Below are 20,445 nucleotides of genomic sequence, written 5' to 3'. Positions count from 1 at the left end.
GAGATGACCGCCCATCAGACGGTTTTGTACGAAGAGGCCCTAGAGCAACTCAACATAAAACCGGACGGTATTTATCTGGACTGCACGTTCGGGCGTGGCGGGCACAGCAGCGGCATTCTGAAATTACTGAATAGCACCGGCAGATTACTGGCGCTTGACAGAGACATGGACGCCATCGCTAGCGACGAAGCCAAACGCCTATCGGAAGACAGCCGTTTTAGTTTAAATCACGCCAGCTTTGCAGACCTGAGTACCGTCATTGAACAGCACAGCTATACGGGCAAAATCGACGGCATTCTGATGGATTTGGGCGTATCGTCCCCGCAACTAGACAATGCGGAACGCGGGTTCAGTTTTTTACGCGATGGTCCTTTAGACATGCGTATGGATAGCAATTACGGCTTATCGGCAGCGGATTATTTGGCGCGAGTCGAGGAAAAAGAATTGGTTCGCGTGCTGTTTGAATATGGCGAAGAGCGTTTTGCCAGACGGATTGCCAACGCGGTTGTCAGCCAACGCCAACAGCAGCCGCTGCAGACAACTCTGCAATTGGCAAAATTGATCGAAAATAGCGTGCCGTTTCGAGATAAACACAAACATCCTGCCACCCGCAGCTTCCAGGCGATCAGGATAGAGATTAACCAAGAACTCGAACAGATTAAAACCGGATTGAAACAAGCTGTGGAGGTATTGGCGCCAGGTGGACGTTTAGTCGTGATCGCTTTCCACTCATTGGAAGACCGCATCGTCAAGCGCTTCATTCGCGACCAAGCAGGCCCGAAAACCAATCCCGGCAAGCTGCCGATTAAAGAGCAGGACATAGAACAAGGCCAGTTACGCAAAATAGGCAAGTCGATAAGGGCACAACAACAGGAATTGCAACAAAACCCACGCGCACGTAGCGCGGTCATGCGAGTTGGGGAGAAACGTTGATGGCGATTGCAAGAAATATCCTGCTGACACTGTTGGTGGCGATGCTGATGATCTCCGGCATTGCCGTGATCTACAGCAAATACCAATCGCGACTGCTGTTTATCGACATTCAGAAAAAAGAAAAAGAGCTCGACGACTACGAAGTGGAATGGGGTCGGCTACAACTGGAATTGACGACGCTCACCGAAGAAAACCGGGTTGAAATCGAAGCAAGGACACGGCTGATGCTGACTTTGCCGGCCCAAGACAAAATTATTTATATAAAGCCGTAAATGCGAATTGCCACCGGTGCGGGCACGATACCGCGCCACAATACAGATTTTGTGATCCGGCGCAGATTGCTGCTTTCGGTGATGTTGTTGGCCATGTTGGCCTTGGTGGGCCGCGCGGTATACCTGCAAATTCTCGATAAAGAATTCCTGCAGGACAAAGGCGATATGCAGCACGTCGGCGTGGTGTCGGTTTCGGCTTATCGCGGGCAGATTAAGGATAGGAACGGCGAACCGCTGGCGATCAGCACTCCGGTGCAGTCAATTTGGGTCAACCCGCGGCAACTGCGAGATGCGGAACAGGACAAATTAACACCGATGGCGAAAATCCTCGGTTTTCCGGAAAAGGAACTGCGTTCGCTGTTAAAAAAGGAAAAAGACGCCAATAAGCGTTTCGTCTATTTGCGCAGGCAGATTAACCCGGATATAGCCGAAAAGGTCAAAGCGCTGGAAATTACCGGTGTGTATTTCGAGCGGGAGTTCAAGCGTTACTATCCAGCCGGCGCGGTATCGGGCCATTTATTGGGCTTTACCAATATCGACGACATCGGCCAGGAAGGCATAGAGCACGGCTACGAGCACATTCTACGCGGCCAGCCCGGCAAAAAGCGCGTGATCAAGGACGGCAAGGGGCAGATCATCAAGGACGTAGAAAATATTGAGGAAGCCATCCCGGGCCGCGACCTGGTGTTGACTATCGACGAGCGCCTGCAATACCTGGCTTATCGGGAATTGCAGAACGCAATGATCCAGAACAAAGCGCATTCGGCATCCTTGGTGGTACTGGATGCCAAGAACGGTGATGTATTGGCGACGGTCAGCCAACCGGCTTTCAATCCCAACAACCGTAAGGAATTGAGCAGTAACCGCTATCGGAATCGGGCCATGGTGGATAGCTTCGAACCCGGCTCGACGGTCAAACCCTTCGTGGTAGCGGCGGCGCTGGATGGTGGCTATATCAAACCCAACGTGTTGATAGAAACCCATGGTGTCTATCACTTGGGTCGCAACGTCGTTAAGGACGTGCATAACTACGGCACAATGGATTTGACCCACGTACTGCAAAAATCCAGCAATATCGCGGTCACGCAAATCGCGATGAGCATGCCGCCGGAGTATTTTTGGGGCGTATACAGCAGGCTGGGGTTCGGCACCTCCGCCGGTGTTGGTTTTCCGGGAGAAGCCAGCGGCTCTTTGCTGGATTATCAGGGCTGGCACGAATTCGACCAGGCGATTTTATCGTTCGGTTACGGGGTTTCCACCTCGATTTTACAATTGGCCAGAGCGTATACCGCTTTGGCGGACGACGGCATCATTCATTCCGTGACTTTACTCAAGCGCGATGAAGATCCCGATGCCCAACGGATTTTCAAACCCGAAACCGCCAGAAAGGTCAGGGAAATGCTGGAGCACGTGATCAGCAAAGAAGGTACGGCATACCAGGCCAGAGTCGAAGGTTACCGGGTAGCAGGTAAAACCGGCACCGTGAAAAAAGCCGCAGCCGGCGGTTACAGCGAAGACAAATATTTATCGGTATTTGTGGGCATGGCCCCGGCCAGCAATCCGCGTTTCATTATCGCGATTGTGGTGGACGAACCTACCACCGGCCAATATTACGGTGGCCTGGTGGCGGCACCGGCTTTCTCGAAAGTGATGGCGGGCGCATTACGAGTATACGGCGTTGAGCCGGACGGCATGGACAACATGCATTTATTGTTGAGCAAACAATGAAGCTAGCCCAATTGCTACACGGAATGACCGTAAATCCGCCGGATTTGGCAATCAGCGGATTGTGTTTGGACAGCCGAAACATCCAAGCCGGCGACGCATTCATTGCGTTGAACGGTGCCGTCCAGCATGGTATTGCGCATGCGGAACAAGCTGTTGCCAACGGCGCGGTCGCGGTAATTTACGATCCAAGCGGCGCGGAGACGCAGATCGTCAGCAAAGTAACAGTACCAAGCGTGGCTATAACCGATTTAGCGCAAAAGTTGGGCGAAATCGCCGCAAGATTTTACGGCAACCCGTCGCAACTATTGGATGTGATCGGTGTAACAGGCACCAATGGCAAGACCACCTGCAGCCAATTAATCGCGCAAGCTTTGCCGGCTTGCGGCGTGATAGGCACGCTGGGTTGGGGCGATGTCGGCAATTTGCAGCCGACCGCCAACACCACGCCGGATGCATTGGCCGTGCAGCGGATGCTGAACGAATTCGTAAAGCAGGATAAGCGTAACGCGGCCATGGAAGTCTCCTCGCACGGTTTACACCAAGGCCGGGTTAACGGGGTTAGCTTTAAAGGCGCGGTTTTTACCAATTTGAGCCGGGACCACCTGGATTATCACGGCAGCATGGCGGAATACCTGCAAGCCAAACTGGCCTTGTTTAAAACGCCTGGCCTGCAGTTTGCCGTGGTCAACCTGGACGACGCCAGCAGCGCCGAGGTATTGCAAAGCCTGCCGGACGCCGTGCAAAGCTGGACCTATAGCGCGACCGGCCAACGCGGAACTGCTAAGGAAGCCGTAAGTGCCGAGCAAGTAAAACATAGCGCTGCCGGCATCGAATTCGATGTGATATGGCGCGAGCAAAGACGCCGGGCAACGACAACGCTGGTTGGCGGCTTTAACCTGGATAACGTGCTAGCCGTGCTTTGTGTATTGCTGGCGACCGGCAGCGAATTCGACGCCGCCGTCGCGCAACTGGCCAAATTAAACGCCATTGCCGGCCGTATGGAAAAATTCGGCGGCAACGGCAAACCCACGGTATTCGTGGATTATGCCCATAGCCCGGATGCTTTGGAAAAAGTACTTAAAGCAGTAAAAGGCGCGCACCATCTGCGAGTGGTATTCGGTTGCGGCGGCGACCGCGATAAAGGCAAGCGTCCGGAAATGGGCCTGATTGCCGAAACCTGGGCGGATCAAGTCATCGTCACCGACGACAATCCGCGCAGCGAAGCATCGGCAGCGATTATTAAAGATATTTTGAGCGGCTGCCAAAGCCAAAAAATAACGGTCATTAACGATAGAACCACGGCCATAAACACAGTGATACGACAAGCAGACCCAGACGATTGCGTGGTGATAGCCGGCAAGGGCCACGAGGACTACCAAGAAATCGGCGGCGTAAAGCAGCCGTTCAGCGATAGCGCTGTCGTCAAGCAAGCACTGGCGGCGTGGAGCAAACCATGAAGCTGCAACTCAGCGAAATAGCCCAAGCCGTCAACGGCAAGCTAATCGGGGAAGACAAAGAAATTCGCGCCACCGGCATCGATACCCGCACCTTACAAGCCGGCGCGCTGTACATCGCAATAAAAGGCAAAAACTTCGACGGCCACAGCTTTATCGATAAAGCCGAGCAAGCCGGTGCGGCAGCGCTGTTACTCGAGCGAGCCGCGCCATCCGCTTTACCGCAAATCATCGTCGCCGATACGCATTTGGCGTTGGCGGAATTGGCTGGATACTGGCGCAAAACCTTGTCGGTCAAAGTAGCCGGCGTCACCGGCAGCAACGGCAAAACCACCGTCAAGGAAATGATTGCGGCGATTTTCGCCACCCAAGGCCACACCCTATCGACCCAAGGCAATCTGAACAACGACATCGGCGTGCCGCTGACACTGCTCAAACTGGATGACTCTCATCGCTACGCAGTCATTGAAATGGGCGCCAATCATCCCGGTGAAATTGCCTATACCAGCCGCTATGCGCAAGCCGATGTCAGCGTCATCACCAATATTGGCGCCGCCCATATCGAAGGTTTCGGCAGCATCGAAGGCGTGGCTAAAACCAAAAGCGAAATCGTCAAAAGCCTCGGTGAGGGCGGCGTGGCGGTATTAAATCGCGATGACGCTTTTTACGATTTCTTGCTGACCATGGCCGGCAACCGTCGCAGCGTATCTTTCGGCTTGCACCCCGCAGCCGACGTTACTGCGTTAAATATTGCCACAGCCTTAGATTCGCACGGCTTTAACACCTATTTCGAATTAAAAACGGCGACCGACAGTTTACCAATCCGCCTGCATCTGGCCGGCACCCACAATGTGAAAAACGCTTTGGCCGCAGCGGCAGTAGCACTGCAATTCGGCATCAGCCTGTCAGACATTAAACAAGGCCTGGAACAACTCCAACCGGTCACCGGCCGCATGCAACCTTTATTAGGCCGCAAGGGCAACATCGTCATCGACGACACCTACAACGCCAATCCCAACTCCTTGAAAGCCGCGTTGGACGTACTGACCGATTGCGGCAGCGAAGCGTGGGTAGCATTGGGCGCTTTCGGCGAACTCGGCCCGGACAGCCCGGCGATACACCGGGAAATGGGCGAATTAATCAAAGCAAAATCAGTGAAGCGTTTGTTCGCGACCGGCGCATTGGCAAAACATGCCGTTGAAGCCTTTGGCGACGGCGGCCAGTTTTTCGACGATCAGGAACAATTAATAGACACACTGACAACAGCTGTCACAGGTAAGGAAACCCTATTGGTTAAAGGCTCGCGCGCCCAGAAAATGGAAAACGTGGTGGCGGCGATGGTCAACAATTTCAGAGCAGCCTAATGTTACTTTTACTCGCGGATTATTTAAGCAATATCGACAGCGGCTTCAGGGTGCTACATTACCTGACCTTTCGCGCCATCTTGGGCGTGCTGACCGCGCTCATTATTTCCCTGATGGTCGGCCCGGCCATGATCGAAAAATTGACTCGCAAAAAAATCGGCCAAAGCGTGCGCGACGACGGCCCGCAAAGCCATTTTTCCAAATCCGGCACACCAACCATGGGCGGCGCGATGATTCTGTTCGCCGTAGCGATCAGCACCCTGCTCTGCGCGGATTTGAGCAATCGTTATGTCTGGGTGGTGTTGCTGGTAACACTGGCACATGGCGTAATCGGCTTTATCGACGACTATAAAAAAGTCCTGCTCGGCAATAGCGACGGCCTATCCGCCCGCGCCAAATATTTCTGGCAATCGCTGGTGGCACTGAGCGCCGCCTTATACTTATACAACACCGCTCAAGTAGCGGCGGAAACCCAATTCATCGTGCCGTTTTTCAAAAACGTCACCGTCGACATCGGCTGGGGCTACGTCGTACTGACCTATTTCGTCATCGTCGGCTCCAGCAATGCCGTCAACTTGACTGACGGCCTGGATGGCCTGGCCATCATGCCGACCGTGATGATCGCCGCCGCCTTGGCGATTTTTGCGTATTTATCCGGCCACGTTAATTTCTCGCAATACCTGGCTATCCCGCACATCCCCAAAGCCGGCGAGTTGGTGGTGTTCTGCGCGGCCCTGGTCGGTTCCGGCCTGGGCTTTTTGTGGTTCAACACTTATCCTGCCATGGTGTTCATGGGCGATGTCGGCGCACTGGCCCTGGGTGCTGCGCTGGGCATCGTCGCGGTGTTGGTTAGACAAGAAATCGTTTTGGTGATCATGGGCGGTATTTTCGTGATGGAAACCATCTCGGTGATTATCCAGGTTGCCTCCTTCAAAACCCGTAAAAAGCGGGTGTTTCTGATGGCGCCGATTCACCATCATTACGAATTGAAAGGCTGGCCGGAGCCACGCATCATCGTGCGTTTCTGGATTATCTCGGTCATCTTGGTGTTGATCGGTCTGGCCACTTTGAAACTGAGATAAGCATGAACACCACCGCCCTAGTCAGTAATCTGGAAACCCATTTCAACTTAAATCCGGATAACGCTCGCCTATTGATCGTCGGTCTAGGCGCTACCGGCTATTCGGCTGCTCAATTTTTGCAAAAGACCCCGATTAAATTCGCCGTAATCGATAGCCGGAAAAATCCGCCGCTAATCGATAATTTGCGCGAACAAATGCCGGACGTACCGGTATTTTCCGGCGGTTTCGACCAGTCCGCACTAGATGTCGCCACTCATTTGCTGGTCAGTCCTGGCGTATCTTTACACGAAGCGGCCATCCAAAAGGCCGTACAGGCGGGCGTTACCGTACTCAGCGACATCGACTTATTCGCTTGCGCCACTGATAAACCGGCTATCGCCATCACCGGCTCCAACGGTAAAAGCACGGTTACCACCATGCTGGGCGAAATGGCTAACGCCGCCGGCGTCAAAACCGCCATCGGCGGCAACCTCGGCACACCGGCGCTGGATTTGCTGCAACAAGACGCCGAACTTTACGTATTGGAACTGTCCAGCTTCCAATTGGAGCGCACCACCGCTTTAAACGCCAAAGTCGCCACAGTATTAAACGTCAGTCCGGACCATCTGGATCGCCATGACGGCATGGCCGGTTATGCGGCGGAAAAGCAGCGGGTGTTTCGGGGTGACGGCGTGATGATCTTGAATGCCGACGACCCGATGGTCATGGCCATGCGCGATCCCGCCCGGCAAACATTGACTTTTTCCACCCAAACTCAAGCCGATTTTTATCTGCGTCGCGGCGAAATCGATACTTTAATGCAAGGCGAACAAGCCCTGATGGCAGCCAGTAAATTGCGCCTGGAAGGCAGCCACAACATCGCCAATGCGTTGGCGGCGCTGGCCCTGGGCACGGCTGCCGGCCTAAGCATCACCAAAATGTGCGATGCGCTTAGAAAATTCAAAGGCCTGCCGCATCGCATGCAAAAAGTCGCGGAAAAAGGCGGCATTAATTGGGTTAACGATTCCAAAGCCACCAACATCGGTGCGTGTATCGCCGCGCTAAACGGCTACGAGCATAAAGTTGTTTTAATTGCCGGCGGCGAAACTAAAGGTGCGGACATGAGCGAATTAGTGCCTGCCGTCACCGAAAAAACCAAGGCCGTGGTCCTGATAGGCAAAGATGCACCATTGATCGCACAAGCTTTGAATAACTGTGTGCCTGTCCATTTCGCCGGCAACATGAAAGAAGCGGTCACCATCGCCGCCAGTTTGGCCAGCGAAGGCGACAGCGTGCTGCTGTCACCGGCCTGCGCCAGCCTGGATCAATACCGCAGCTATGTTGACCGCGGCAATAAGTTCGCCGAAGCCGTGATGAGTCTGCCCTTATGTTGAAACCGACGCCCAAGCCCCGCGCGCAAAACCGCCTGCACGTCGACCCGGTGTTGATGTTGGCGTGCTTCAGCCTGCTGGGCATCGGTTTTATGCTGGTCACCTCGTCCTCTTTGCATTTGGGCGTCAAAATGGCCGACGACATTTCGCACTATCCCTTCAAGCAACTCATTCATATTGCTTTTGGCTTGGGCTTTTCCGCGATCATTTTGAACATACCGATGCAAAGCTGGGAAAGAATGGGCCAAACCCTGTTCATCGCCGGCCTGGCCTTGCTGCTGGTGGTATTGATTCCCGGTGTAGGCATCAGGGTTAACGGCAGTATCCGCTGGCTATCGATTCTGGGTTTGCGGATCCAGGTATCGGAAGTCGTGAAATTCATTTCGGTGATTTATATGGCCGGTTACGTCACCCGTCATGCCGACCACGTCCGCCGTTCCGCATTCGGCTTGGTCAAGCCGTTGATGCTGTTTTCGGTGGCTTGCGTACTGTTATTGCTTGAGCCCGACTTCGGCTCGGCGGTGGTGATTCTGATCATTGCTATGGGCATGATGTTTCTCGGCGGCGCCCGTATTTCTCAATTCATTATTTTATTGGGCCTGGTCGCCAGTTTGGCGGTGATCTTGGTCATTGAGTCGCCCTATCGACTGGCGCGGGTCACCAGCTTCATGGACCCGTGGGCCGATGCCAGAGATACCGGCTTTCAGCTCACCCAGGCCTTGATTTCTTTCGGTCGCGGCGAATTTTTCGGCGTTGGCTTGGGCAACGGTCTGCAAAAACTGTTTTACCTGCCGGAAGCGCATACCGACTTTTTGTTCTCCGTATTGGGTGAAGAACTCGGCCTGCTCGGCGTGCTGCTGATCATCGGCCTATTCGCCGCCCTGGTCGTGCGCGCCTTTGCGATTGGCGAGCAAGCCGAGCAAGCCGGTCTAAAATTTTCCGCCTTGGCGGCTTACGGCTTAGGTATCTGGTTTGGCTTCCAATCCTTCGTGAATATGGGCGTCAACATGGGCATGCTGCCCACCAAAGGTTTGACCTTGCCGCTGATGAGCTACGGTGGCGGCAGTATGATCGTGATGTGCGGCGCAATGGCCGTATTGTTTCGGATTCACTACGAAGTGACCGAACACAATAAAAGCAATGTGAAGGGGAAACACGCATGAGCGGCCGCATCGTGATCATGGCGGGCGGCACCGGCGGACACGTGTTTCCGGCACTAGCGGTCGCCCAGGAAATGCGAACACGCGGCTGGCAAGTCAGCTGGCTTGGCACCGAGAAAGGCTTAGAAAGCCGCGTGGTGCCCGCCAACAACATAGACATCGACTGGCTGGCGGTAGCCGGCATGCGCGGCAAGGGCTTGCTGTCCAAACTCGGCGCCGGTTTTAAATTGATCCAAGCCTGCCTGCAAGCACGGCGCATACTGAAGCAACGCCAACCTAACGTGGTATTGGGCATGGGCGGTTTTGTGGCCGGACCGGGCGGATTGATGGCGAAATGGCTGGGCATCCCACTGGTAATACACGAACAAAACCGGGTCCCCGGCACCACCAACCGCTTGTTAGTAAAGCTCGCTGCCAGCAAAGTCTTGGAAGCGTTTCCGGACAGCTTCGCCAAGTCGGTACACGCCGTCTGCACCGGCAATCCATTAAGGGATGCGTTCATTGATCTGCCGGAAAAATCCGAATGGCACCCGCAAGCCGGACGCAATTTAAGGGTTTTGATCCTGGGCGGCAGCCAGGGCGCCAAAGTCCTGAACGACACTGTGCCAGAAGCATTGGCCGGATTGAGCAATCTGGAGGTAAAGCACCAGACCGGCAGCGCGATGCAAGCCGAAGTGGCCGAGCGCTACCGCAAGCTGGATCTGAATGCCGAAGCCCTGGCCTTTATCGAGGATATGGCCGGCGCCTATCAATGGGCTGATTTGATTATTTGCCGGGCCGGCGCAATGACGGTCAGCGAAGTAGCGGCCTGCGGTTTGCCGGCGATTTTTGTGCCCTTGCTGCACGCCATCGACGATCATCAAACCGCCAATGCCAAATATTTAAGCGAAGCCGGTGCAGCCATCTTGCTGCCGCAACCCGAATTAAACGCGGACAATCTGCGTAAAACCCTAGAACAAGCCATGACATCATTAACTTCCATGAGCCGGGCCGCCAAAGCCAAGGCTAGACTCGCCGCCACTCAGACCGTAGCGGATATTTGCGTTGCGGAGGCCGCCGTATGAACCGCCCCCACATCGAAAACCAAGCACTGGGCGACATCGACAAAATCCACTTCGTCGGCATCGGCGGCACCGGCATGAGCGGTATCGCCGAAGTGCTATCCAACTTGGGCTATAGCGTGTCCGGCTCCGATATTAAAGGCTCGGCGGTTACCGACCGCCTGCAAGCGATGGGCGTGAAAGTCTATTTTGGCCATCACGCCGACAATGTGACTGATGTCGATGTGGTCGTCACCTCCACCGCTGTCGATAGAACCAACCCGGAAATCGTCACCGCCTACGAAAACCGCATCCCGGTAATTCCGCGCGCGGAAATGTTGGCGGAATTGATGCGTTTCAGATTTGGCATTGCCGTCGCCGGTACCCACGGCAAAACCACCACCACCAGCCTGACCACGATGATGCTGGCCGAAGGTGGCCTGGACCCCACTTTTGTGATCGGCGGCCGCTTAAACAGCGCCGGCGCCAACGCCAAACTGGGTTTGGGTAAATATTTGGTTGCCGAAGCCGACGAAAGCGATGCGTCGTTCTTATTCCTGCAGCCAATGATGGCCATTGTCACCAACATCGACCAAGACCATATGGAGACCTATGGCGGCAGCTACAGCAAACTCAAGGACACTTTCCTGAAATTCCTGCATCAATTGCCGTTCTACGGTTTGGCGGTGATGTGCATAGACGACCCCGGCGTCTGCGCGATATTGCCGAACATATCCAAGCCGGTGAAAACCTACGGCGTCAACGAAGACGCGGACGTTCGGGCGATAGACATCAAACAGGACGGCTTGCGCACCCATTTCACCGTGCTGCGCTGGGGCGGATTGCCGCCGCTGCAAGTCACGCTGAACCTGCCTGGCTGGCACAACATGCTGAACGCCTTGGCGGCCACGACTATCGCCACCGCGCTGGGCGTGGACGATGCCGCCATTATCAAAAGTCTGGCGGAATTCAAAGGTGTGGGCAGGCGTTTTCAAATCAACGGCGACGTGGATTTCCAAGGCGGCAAGCTGACCTTGGTTGACGATTATGGCCACCATCCGCGCGAATTGGCCGCCACGCTGGAAGCCTTGCGCCAAGCCTGGCCGAGCCGCCGTAAAGTCGTGGTGTTTCAACCGCACCGCTACACCCGCACCCGCGACTTGTTCGAAGATTTCGTGGAAGTATTGTCCAGCGTCGACGTACTGATTTTGCTGGACGTGTATTCAGCCGGCGAAGCGCCGATCACCGGTGCTGATGGCAAAGCCTTGAGCCGCTCAATTCGCGTGCGCGGCCAGGTTGACCCGGTATTCGTGCAAAACCGTGAAGACTTGGCGACCATCCTGGCCGGCATCGTCGAAAAAGACGACGTGATATTGACGATGGGCGCCGGTAACGTCGGCCAGATCGCTGCCGAATTGCCGCAACAATTGGCCGAGGCCCTAAAGTGATGGTGGCTAGAGGCACTTTATTAAATAACGAGCCACTGGCGAAATACACCAGCTGGCGGGTCGGAGGTCCGGCCCAGCACCTGTACATCCCGGAAAACAAGGCCGATCTGATCGAATTTATCGCCAGCCTGCCGGCCGGCGAACCGCTGTACTGGATGGGTTTGGGTAGCAATTTATTGGTGCGCGACGGCGGCATTCGCGGCACTGTGATCAACACCCGCGGCCGACTGAAGGAAATGTATCTGGCCGATTCCGAACGGGTTTACGTGGAAGCCGGCGTACCTTGCGCCCATGTCGCCCGCTTTTGCGCGGATTTAGGCCTGACCGGCGCCGAATTTCTGGCCGGCATTCCCGGCACGATGGGCGGCGCGCTGAAAATGAATGCCGGAGCGTTTGGCGGTGAAACCTGGAGCATTGTGGAACGAGTGGAAATGATCAACCCACGTGGTGAAGTCATTCTGCGCGACCATCACGAATTTGAAGTGGCCTACCGCTCAGTCAAAGGACTGGCCGACGAATGGTTTTTGTCTGCTCAGTTAAAGTTGAGCAAAGGCAACAGCGAAGCCAGCCAACAACATATTAAAGCGCTGTTGGAAAAACGTAACGCCTCGCAACCGACCAACAAGCCGACTTGCGGTTCAGTATTCAAGAACCCGCCCGGCGATTACGCGGCGCGTTTGATCGAAGCCTGCGGCCTGAAAGGCTTTGCCATCGGCGGCGCGGTGGTGTCGGAAAAGCACGCCAATTTTATCGAAAATCGCGGCAACGCCAGCTCGGAAGACATAGAAGCCTTGATCGAACATATTCAAACCCAAGTACAAACGCAATTCGGCATCAGTCTGCAAACTGAAGTCTGCCGGGTAGGTGAAAAAGCATGAAGCCATTACGCATCAAAAATGCCGCCGATTTCGGCAAAGTCGCCGTGCTGTTGGGCGGCTCCGCTGCCGAGCGCGAAATATCCTTGAACAGCGGCAATGCGGTGTATCAAGCCTTGAAAGCACAAGGCATCGACGCCGTCGCGATAGACGTGACCGCCAGCCCCATTGATGCCTTGGCGAGTGTTAAAGCCGACAGAGTGTTCAACGTCATCCACGGCCGCGGCGGCGAAGACGGTGTGTTGCAAGCAGTATTGCAAGTCATGGGCTTGCCCTACACCGGTTCCGGCGTCATGGCGTCAGCATTGAGCATGGACAAATTGCGCACCAAGCTGTGCTGGCAAGGTTTGGGCTTGAGCACGCCGCTTTGGTTTGTGTTGAAAAGTGCTGCCGATATTGACGCCTGCGTCGCCAAATTGGGTTTTCCGGTGATCGTCAAGCCGGCACAGGAAGGCTCCAGCATTGGCATGAGCAAAGCCACTAATCGCGATGAACTGGCGGCCGCTTTAGAACTTGCCAGCCAATTTCGTTGCGACGTTTATGCAGAACAATGGGTACAAGGCCAGGAATTCACCGTAGGAGTGTTGGACGGCGAAGCGCTGCCGGCTATCCGTTTGGAAACACCGAATACCTTTTACGATTTCGACGCCAAGTACCGGGCCAATACCACGAAATACCATTGTCCCTGCGGCTTGAGCGCGGAGCGCGAACAACAATTGCAAGCCTTGGCGGTACAAGCCTGCCAGGCCTTGAACGTAAAAGGCTGGGCGAGGGTGGATGTGTTTATCGACAGCAATGGCCAATCGCAACTGATCGAAGTAAATACCGTACCTGGCATGACCGACCACAGTTTGGTGCCGATGGCGGCGAAAGCGGTCGGCATCAGTTTCGAGGAATTAGTCTGGCGGATTTTGGAAACCAGCATGGCGGGTGCAGGTGAGCCGGTTTAGTGTGATTTTAATGACCGCGCTGTTGATCGGCGGCGGCTGGTGGGCTTGGCAGCAATTCGGCGCCAGCGCACTGAGCAGCAAGCCGATCCGCTACGTCAAGATTGAAGGCGCGTTCCAATACACCAGCAAAGATCGGCTGAAAGAAGTATTGGCGCCGCAAATGAAACAGGGCTATTACCAGGCCGACATGAACGCGATTCATCAAGCGATCAAAGCGCTGCCCTTGGTGGATAAGGTTGACGTAAAGCGGGTGTGGCCGGATGCGGTGCATATCAAAATCACCGAGCAAAAGCCGGTGGTACGCTGGGGCAAATCGGCGCTGCTGAACAAACAAGGCGATTTATTGGTGCCGGACAATATCGACGAATTTAAAAATTTACCGCTGATTACCGGCCCGGACGGCCAGGAAAAGAAGCTGCTGGAGATCATGAAAGGCGTCTACATCGTGCTGAAGGATAAATCGATGCAGCTAGCGGAATTTCATGTCAACGAACGGCGAGCCTGGCGGATTAAGTTAGCCAGCGGCATGGAAATGCAATTGGGCAGAAAAGCGCCGCTGGAAAATATGCAACGCTTTTTAAAAACCATGGATTTGTTGGGAGAGGAACAGCTGGCGCAAATAGCCAGCGTGGATACCCGATACCCGAACGGCTTTGCAGTGACCTGGAAACCGGAAGTCACCAACATCGATTGGAAAGCAATCGTGGAAAAAAATAAAAACCTGATTTAAACGCTTACTGAGCATAAACAATGGCCAAAAAGACAGATCGAAATTTATTAGTGGGGCTGGATATAGGCACGTCGAAAGTCGCTGCCATCGTTGGTGAATACCGCGGTGGCGACGAGATCGAAGTGATCGGAATCGGCACCGCGCCGTCCAAGGGCTTGAAAAAAGGCATCGTGGTCAATCTGGAATCGACCGTGCATTCCATTCAGCGGGCGATTGAGGAAGCCGAATTGATGGCGGGTTGCCAGATCAAATCGGTGTTTGCGGGTATCGCCGGCAGCCATATTAAAAGCCTGAATTCACACGGCATCGTGGCGATCAAGGAAAAGGAAGTGACCCAACACGACATCGATAGAGTGATCGATTCGGCGCGGGCAGTGGCGATTCCGGCCGATCAGAAAATCCTGCACATCCTGCCGCAGGAGTTTGTGATCGACCAGCAGGAAGGCATCAAGGAGCCGATCGGCATGTCCGGTATCCGTCTGGAAGCCAAGGTGCATATGGTCACCAGCAGCGTCAGTGCCGAACAGAACATCGTCAAATGCATCCGCAAATGCGGGCTGGATGTGGACGACATCGTTTTGGAGCAACTGGCCTCCTGCGCGGCGGTATTGACTGACGATGAAAAAGATCTGGGCGTCTGCCTGATAGACATCGGCGGCGGCACCACCGATATTGCGATTTTCTCGGAAGGCGCGATCAAGCACACGGCGGTGATTCCCATTGCCGGTGATCAGGTCACCAACGACATCGCCGTGGCGTTGCGCACACCGACCAAAAACGCGGAGGAAATCAAACGCCAATATGCTTGCGCGTTGACGCAATTGGCGGACCCGCAACAAACCATCGCGGTGCCCAGCATCGGCGACCGCGAGCCGCGCAAGATCTCGGCGCAGAATCTGGCTGAGATCGTCGAGCCGCGTTATGAAGAATTGATGTTGTTGGTACAAGCAGAGTTAAGAAGAAGTGGCTATGAAGATTTAATTGCCGCCGGCATGGTGATTACCGGCGGCAGTTCGCAAGTGAGGGGATTGGTCGAATTGGCGGAGGAAATATTCCATATGCCGGTTCGCATGGGGGTACCGCTGCATGTATCCGGATTGACCGATGTAGCGGAAAACCCGATTTATTCGACCGCGGTGGGTTTGTTGCTGTACGGCAAGGATCATCACGGCCGGGCGTTAGGCATGAACGATGATGGCGCGGATCTGTTGTCAAAAATCAAAAGCTGGTTTCAAGGAAATTTTTAATTTTTTGTCTGGAGGGTGTGAAAATGAAATATGAATTATTGGATAGTAGCGGCACCGCGGTTATCAAAGTCATCGGCGTGGGTGGCGGTGGCGGCAACGCGGTTAACCACATGGTGGAAGACGGTATCGACGGCGTGCAGTTTATCTGCGCCAACACCGATGCCCAAGCCCTGCGGGAAATGAACGTAGAGTCCATCGTGCAATTGGGTGTTGAACTCACCAAAGGCCTGGGAGCAGGCACTCGCCCTGAAGTCGGCAGAGCGGCGGCTGAAGAAAATCGCGACCGCATCCGCGAAGTCATTGCCGGCGCCGACATGGTGTTTCTGACCGCCGGCATGGGCGGCGGTACCGGTACCGGTGCCATCGCGGTATTTGCCGAAGTGGCGAAAGAGCTGGGCGTGTTGACAGTCGCTGTCGTATCCAAACCTTTTGATTTTGAAGGTTCCAAGAAAAAAGGCGTGGCCGATGCCGGTTTACGCGAACTGGAAAAACTGGTCGATTCCTTGATCATCATTCCTAACCAAAAACTGCTGCCGACTTTGGGCAACAATAAATCGCTGGTAGAAGCATTCCGCGCCGCTAACGACGTGTTGCGCGACGCGGTACAAGGTATCACCGAGCTGATTACTCACCCTGGCTTGATGAACGTCGACTTTGCCGACGTGAAAACCGTGATGTCCAATATGGGCAGCGCCATCATGGGCACCGGCGTCGCCAGCGGCGAAAATCGCGCCCGTTTAGCGGCGGAAAAAGCCATTGCCTGCCCATTGTTGGACGACAACAATCTGCAAGGCGCGCGCGGCATTTTGGTGAACGTCACCTCCAACGGCGACTTGGGCTTGAACGAGTTCGACGAAATCGGCAGCATCATGCACGCCTTCGCTTCCGAAGACGCCGACATGAAAATCGGTATGGCAGTTAATCCAGCCATGGGCCAGGAAATTAAAGTCACCGTCGTCGCCACCGGTATGGGTGAAAAAGCCAAGCAAGCGGCTTCGCCTATCAGTCTGGTGAAAAAAGTCGCGGCCGGCGAGATCAATTACGATCAATTGGACAAACCGACCATCGTCCGCCAGCAAAAACAGGAATCGACTCGGGAATCCCGCTTCGGCGCGCAACCTAGAAACGACGTCGATTTGGATTACTTGGATGTACCGGCTTTCTTGAGACGTCAAGCAGACTAAGGTCCGCTTGCGACGAGTCCTTATGAGGCTGCACAACCAAGTTCGGGGGGAGCTATCGCATAATCTGTGATAGACTCCCCGGCTTTGTTTTACCTATTTGTCGGCATTTCATGATTAAACAGCGTACTTTAAAAAACACCATCAGAGCCACCGGCGTTGGTTTGCATACCGGCGATAAAGTGTATCTGACCCTGCACCCCTCCGAGCCCGATACCGGCATCCGTTTTCGCCGCGTGGATTTGGAAACTCCGGTGATGATAGCCGCGCGCCCTGAAAATGTCGGCGAAACCAAGCTGTCCACGACTTTGGTCCGCGACGGCGTTAAGGTGTCCACCGTCGAACATTTGCTGTCGGCTTTGGCCGGTTTGGGAATAGACAATGCGATTGTCGATGTCAGCGCAGCCGAAGTGCCTATCATGGATGGCAGTGCCGGACCGTTTGTGTTTCTGTTGCAATCGGCCGGCGTGGTCGAACAGGACGTACCCAAACAATATATCCGTATCAAGCGCGCAATCCGCGTGGAAGACGGCGACAAGTGGGCCGCGTTCGAACCGTTCGAGGGTTTTAAAGTTACCTTTACCATCGATTTCGAACATCCGGCGTTTTCCGAGCATTTGAAAACAGCGGTGATGGATTTCTCTTCGACGACCTTCGTTAAAGAAGTCAGCCGGGCCCGCACTTTCGGTTTTATGAAAGACATAGAGTTTTTACGCGAGAACAATCTGGCGCTTGGCGGCAGTCTGGATAACGCCATCGTGGTGGACGACGATAAAGTGTTGAACGAAGACGGCCTGCGTTACGCGGACGAATTCGTGAAACACAAAATTCTCGACGCCATCGGCGACTTGTATTTGTTGGGTTACAGCCTGATTGGCGAATACCAGGGTTTTAAATCCGGCCACGCGCTGAACAACAAGTTGCTGCTAAGCCTGATGAACGACAAAGACGCCTGGGAAATGGTGACTTTCGAAAATGCCGAGGACGCACCGATTTCCTTTATGCATTCCGCGCAAACATCGGCACGCGCGACGGGCTAATCCCGCATCACACAGATATTAAGCTGTGCCGTGGCCGTTCAACTTGATCGGCCACAATCCTGCCAAAACCTACTAATCTTCCCGCAAGCGTTTCGCCAACGTAGCACCCAAACGCGCCAAAGCCGCCGCCAAAACATCCTGCTGGTCCGCCTGCTTAATCTGCTGTGCGATCAAACCGACATTTTCCGCTGACGGCAAGCGCGGTGTGCGTTTTGGCCGAATCGGCTCGCCTGTCGGCGGCACAATCCGTACTTGCAAGCGGACAATATAGGGATGCCCCGCACCATGCAATTTGTCTAAAATCGCTCGATTGAAAAACCGAATTTGCGATGCCCAGCTGGCCGAATCGCAGTACAACAGTATCTGCGCACCTGACGCCACGCAATGTTGAGCATGCGGAGCAATCTCAGCCGGTAACGCCGTCCTGACAATGGTCAGCAAGGCCTGTTGCGCGTTAATTTTGGCCACACACAGATTCAACTGCTTGTTGTCAAAATCCAGCGCGGTCTTAAACACATTTTTGCGATAACGAGTCATTGCAAATTCATTTGCTCTGAGCCGACTTTTGGATATTCCAGAATCAGGCCCTGTTGATCGTTTTTAATAATATGCCAGCCATTTGCCACTATTTGCCGTTCATCAACGGCTGACAAAGGCAAATTTTCAGATTCGACACCGAATCGGCCCGGAAATAAACCGACGCGAATTGGTCGGCTGCCGGCTTGCTGTTTTATGTCACTGACAGCTTCGAGCACTGACATATACCCATCACCTGCGGACATGAATGCTCGCATTTCACCACCCTTTGTCCCTGCGGCAATGGCTTCAATCTGGCGGACTCGTGCGCCGCACTCTATCCGAAACACATGCGCCCAGTTCGATACCAAGTAAGTATCTGCCTGATTGCCGCACAAATAGGCTTTTCCAATTGAAAATGCCTGCGCCAATTTCGGGTAGTCGTTATCGCTGTTGCGGAAACTCTCCGAATTGACCGCATAGCTAGCATGGAAAAACACCAAGCAAACAGAAATCGCCAATTTGGCCTGCTTCCAGGCAATAATAGCGGACTGCCTGCCATGATCAGCCAACAGCGCAAACATTCCAGCCCATAAAAAAGGCGAATATTGCAGGGTGTGGCGAAGATTAATCACCTCGCCCCATTGATAGCGGGTACGGGCAGCAACGACCACACAGGACCCCATTACCAGATAAATAGTTGAAATAGCCAAGGCTTTTTTCCCGAAAGTCGGTAGATTGGAGCAACGGTATTTATAAGCCACGTAGGCAGCGGCGATAATCAAAACCCCGAATCCCAGTAAACCAGGCAGCGACCAAGCCACATACCGGGCACATTCGCTACAAGCCGTTGCATCCTTTAGCAAAGCCTCGATATAGGTGCGTAAATTCTCGACAAAACCTATCGTGCTTGGCCCCATCACATAGGGATTCAGCGACCCAAACATCACTATATTTCTGAGCAGCAGCGGCGCTACGACCACGGCCATGCCAAACATCGCCGCGACAGCGCGCAGCAAAACAACGCGCCGTTCCCCAGCGGCACTGCTTAACCAGCAATAACAAAAATATAAAATAACGCTAGCCAGCAGCGCTAAATGCGCATTTCTGATTGCGTAAGCCATACCGGCAAGCAAACCAGCGAAGATAAAGCCGACGATGGATCGCGAGTTAAGCGTCAACCCAATAACAGCCACCGCTAACCATAAACCGAATACATCGGTCAGCCCCATCAGCGAATGCTTGAGCACACCGGGTGATAACGCTGCTAATCCGGCCAGCAGCAAAGCATAAAGTGGTCCAAGGCTCTGCCGAAAACTGAAAAATAATAACCACGGCAATGTAATGGCGGAAAAATGCGCCAAACCTATCGTGGCATCTTTCGCATCGATACCGAAACTGGAAACGGCCGCCAGAACGACAGCAAAACCCACGGGAAACAAACGATTCTCGACCTGATCCTGATCTCCCGGCGCCAAGCCATACGGAGTAATCAGCAAGCTGCCTGAATTGAGAAAATTTCTGGCTTGTTCGATATAGCTGGCGCTGTCAGGCGTAAACGGAAAACTCGGCGACCGGTAGTGCATATGCACCATCATCACTAGCGATATCGCCGACAGAATGCATAATTGATGTAAAAGAGCTCTGAGTTGCCAAGTCATACTTATTAGTTATCTCGTAACAGGGTCATGAATTGGCTACCAGCCAAACGCCCTCGCAAATCAGCAAAATGCCCAAGACGCGGAAAGCAGTGACAGTCTCGCCGAGCAGCATGCCGATCAGCACGGTTAATGCGAAACCCAGGCCTACCAAGGGATAGGCTTTACTGACATCCCAGGATGCCAAAACCTTCAACCAAACTATGGCGCCGACACCGTATAATGTAAACCCGGCAAACACAAATTTGTTGGTAAATACGATCCAAGGCAGGCGTGGTGTCAGCGGCCCGGCCATCGCCTGCTTGACATCCACACTGGACATGCCAAGTTTCAACATAAACTGCGCGGCGACAGACAGGACGATGCTAAAAATAGCGATCAGTAGAATTTGCATGGC

Annotated in this window: 19 protein-coding genes; 16 read left to right on the top strand and 3 right to left on the bottom strand. The window is 54.1% G+C overall.

Annotated elements, in window-relative coordinates:
• Window positions 1–3: 3 nt before the first annotated feature.
• From rsmH to lpxC, 16 genes are all read left to right on the top strand, one after another.
• Window positions 4–933, top strand: coding sequence for a 16S rRNA (cytosine(1402)-N(4))-methyltransferase RsmH (rsmH, locus tag ACWAU0_RS08465; RefSeq protein WP_445369916.1), 930 nt, complete (start codon window positions 4–6; stop codon window positions 931–933).
• On the top strand, window positions 933–1,205 hold the full coding sequence (ftsL, locus tag ACWAU0_RS08460) for a cell division protein FtsL (protein ID WP_020483757.1): 273 nt from the start codon (window positions 933–935) through the stop codon (window positions 1,203–1,205). Before rsmH ends, ftsL begins: the two co-directional genes overlap by 1 nt.
• Window positions 1,206–2,933, top strand: a complete 1,728-nt coding sequence (locus ACWAU0_RS08455; protein WP_445367665.1) for a peptidoglycan D,D-transpeptidase FtsI family protein — start codon at window positions 1,206–1,208, stop codon at window positions 2,931–2,933. It begins immediately after the preceding gene.
• On the top strand, window positions 2,930–4,390 hold the full coding sequence (locus ACWAU0_RS08450) for a UDP-N-acetylmuramoyl-L-alanyl-D-glutamate--2,6-diaminopimelate ligase (protein WP_494522855.1): 1,461 nt from the start codon (window positions 2,930–2,932) through the stop codon (window positions 4,388–4,390). Before ACWAU0_RS08455 ends, ACWAU0_RS08450 begins: the two co-directional genes overlap by 4 nt.
• Entirely contained in the window at window positions 4,387–5,751 is a 1,365-nt protein-coding gene (locus ACWAU0_RS08445; protein WP_445367663.1) for a UDP-N-acetylmuramoyl-tripeptide--D-alanyl-D-alanine ligase, read from the top strand. The genes ACWAU0_RS08450 and ACWAU0_RS08445 overlap by 4 nt, the downstream gene beginning before the upstream one ends.
• The gene (mraY, locus tag ACWAU0_RS08440) at window positions 5,751–6,833 is read left to right on the top strand and encodes a phospho-N-acetylmuramoyl-pentapeptide-transferase (RefSeq protein ID WP_033156788.1); all 1,083 of its coding nucleotides are present in this window, start codon (window positions 5,751–5,753) and stop codon (window positions 6,831–6,833) included. The genes ACWAU0_RS08445 and mraY overlap by 1 nt, the downstream gene beginning before the upstream one ends.
• A gap of 2 nt (window positions 6,834–6,835) precedes the next feature.
• Complete coding sequence (gene murD / locus ACWAU0_RS08435) at window positions 6,836–8,206, top strand: UDP-N-acetylmuramoyl-L-alanine--D-glutamate ligase (protein WP_445367662.1); 1,371 nt, start codon at window positions 6,836–6,838, stop codon at window positions 8,204–8,206.
• Window positions 8,200–9,366: a putative lipid II flippase FtsW gene (ftsW, locus tag ACWAU0_RS08430; RefSeq protein ID WP_051669999.1), complete on the top strand. Its 1,167-nt coding sequence runs from the start codon at window positions 8,200–8,202 to the stop codon at window positions 9,364–9,366. The genes murD and ftsW overlap by 7 nt, the downstream gene beginning before the upstream one ends.
• Window positions 9,363–10,427 carry an undecaprenyldiphospho-muramoylpentapeptide beta-N-acetylglucosaminyltransferase gene (gene murG, locus ACWAU0_RS08425; RefSeq protein WP_445367660.1) on the top strand — a complete coding sequence of 355 codons (1,065 nt, stop codon included), beginning with the start codon at window positions 9,363–9,365 and terminating at the stop codon, window positions 10,425–10,427. Before ftsW ends, murG begins: the two co-directional genes overlap by 4 nt.
• Window positions 10,424–11,851, top strand: a complete 1,428-nt coding sequence (gene murC, locus ACWAU0_RS08420; RefSeq protein WP_458138903.1) for a UDP-N-acetylmuramate--L-alanine ligase — start codon at window positions 10,424–10,426, stop codon at window positions 11,849–11,851. The genes murG and murC overlap by 4 nt, the downstream gene beginning before the upstream one ends.
• The gene (gene murB / locus ACWAU0_RS08415; RefSeq protein WP_033156791.1) at window positions 11,851–12,729 is read left to right on the top strand and encodes a UDP-N-acetylmuramate dehydrogenase; all 879 of its coding nucleotides are present in this window, start codon (window positions 11,851–11,853) and stop codon (window positions 12,727–12,729) included. Before murC ends, murB begins: the two co-directional genes overlap by 1 nt.
• Window positions 12,726–13,676, top strand: coding sequence for a D-alanine--D-alanine ligase (locus tag ACWAU0_RS08410; protein WP_458138902.1), 951 nt, complete (start codon window positions 12,726–12,728; stop codon window positions 13,674–13,676). The genes murB and ACWAU0_RS08410 overlap by 4 nt, the downstream gene beginning before the upstream one ends.
• Window positions 13,663–14,406 carry a cell division protein FtsQ/DivIB gene (locus ACWAU0_RS08405; protein WP_458138901.1) on the top strand — a complete coding sequence of 248 codons (744 nt, stop codon included), beginning with the start codon at window positions 13,663–13,665 and terminating at the stop codon, window positions 14,404–14,406. The genes ACWAU0_RS08410 and ACWAU0_RS08405 overlap by 14 nt, the downstream gene beginning before the upstream one ends.
• A 20-nt stretch (window positions 14,407–14,426) precedes the next feature.
• Window positions 14,427–15,653 (top strand): cell division protein FtsA, encoded by a 1,227-nt coding sequence (gene ftsA / locus ACWAU0_RS08400; RefSeq protein WP_020483769.1) that lies wholly within the window; start codon window positions 14,427–14,429, stop codon window positions 15,651–15,653.
• A gap of 23 nt (window positions 15,654–15,676) precedes the next feature.
• Entirely contained in the window at window positions 15,677–16,837 is a 1,161-nt protein-coding gene (ftsZ, locus tag ACWAU0_RS08395; RefSeq protein ID WP_033156793.1) for a cell division protein FtsZ, read from the top strand.
• 110 nt (window positions 16,838–16,947) lie between these two features.
• Window positions 16,948–17,874, top strand: coding sequence for a UDP-3-O-acyl-N-acetylglucosamine deacetylase (gene lpxC, locus ACWAU0_RS08390; protein WP_033156794.1), 927 nt, complete (start codon window positions 16,948–16,950; stop codon window positions 17,872–17,874).
• 72 nt (window positions 17,875–17,946) lie between these two features.
• Here the strand turns inward: lpxC and ACWAU0_RS08385 are convergent, their stop codons facing one another.
• From ACWAU0_RS08385 to ACWAU0_RS08375, 3 genes are read right to left on the bottom strand one after another with little or no spacing between them, the layout of a single operon-like run.
• On the bottom strand, window positions 17,947–18,411 hold the full coding sequence (locus ACWAU0_RS08385; RefSeq protein WP_458138900.1) for a DciA family protein: 465 nt from the start codon (window positions 18,409–18,411) through the stop codon (window positions 17,947–17,949).
• Window positions 18,408–20,051: a hypothetical protein gene (locus ACWAU0_RS08380; RefSeq protein ID WP_494522853.1), complete on the bottom strand. Its 1,644-nt coding sequence runs from the start codon at window positions 20,049–20,051 to the stop codon at window positions 18,408–18,410. The genes ACWAU0_RS08385 and ACWAU0_RS08380 overlap by 4 nt, the downstream gene beginning before the upstream one ends.
• Before the next feature lie 25 nt (window positions 20,052–20,076).
• Window positions 20,077–20,442 (bottom strand): DMT family transporter, encoded by a 366-nt coding sequence (locus ACWAU0_RS08375; RefSeq protein WP_033156796.1) that lies wholly within the window; start codon window positions 20,440–20,442, stop codon window positions 20,077–20,079.
• Window positions 20,443–20,445: the final 3 nt, after the last annotated feature.

This window comes from Methylomonas sp. Uni0009 (genome assembly GCF_054188105.3).
The sequence above is the reverse complement of the archived record's forward strand: the minus strand, read 5'-3'. Positions and strand labels throughout refer to the sequence as shown.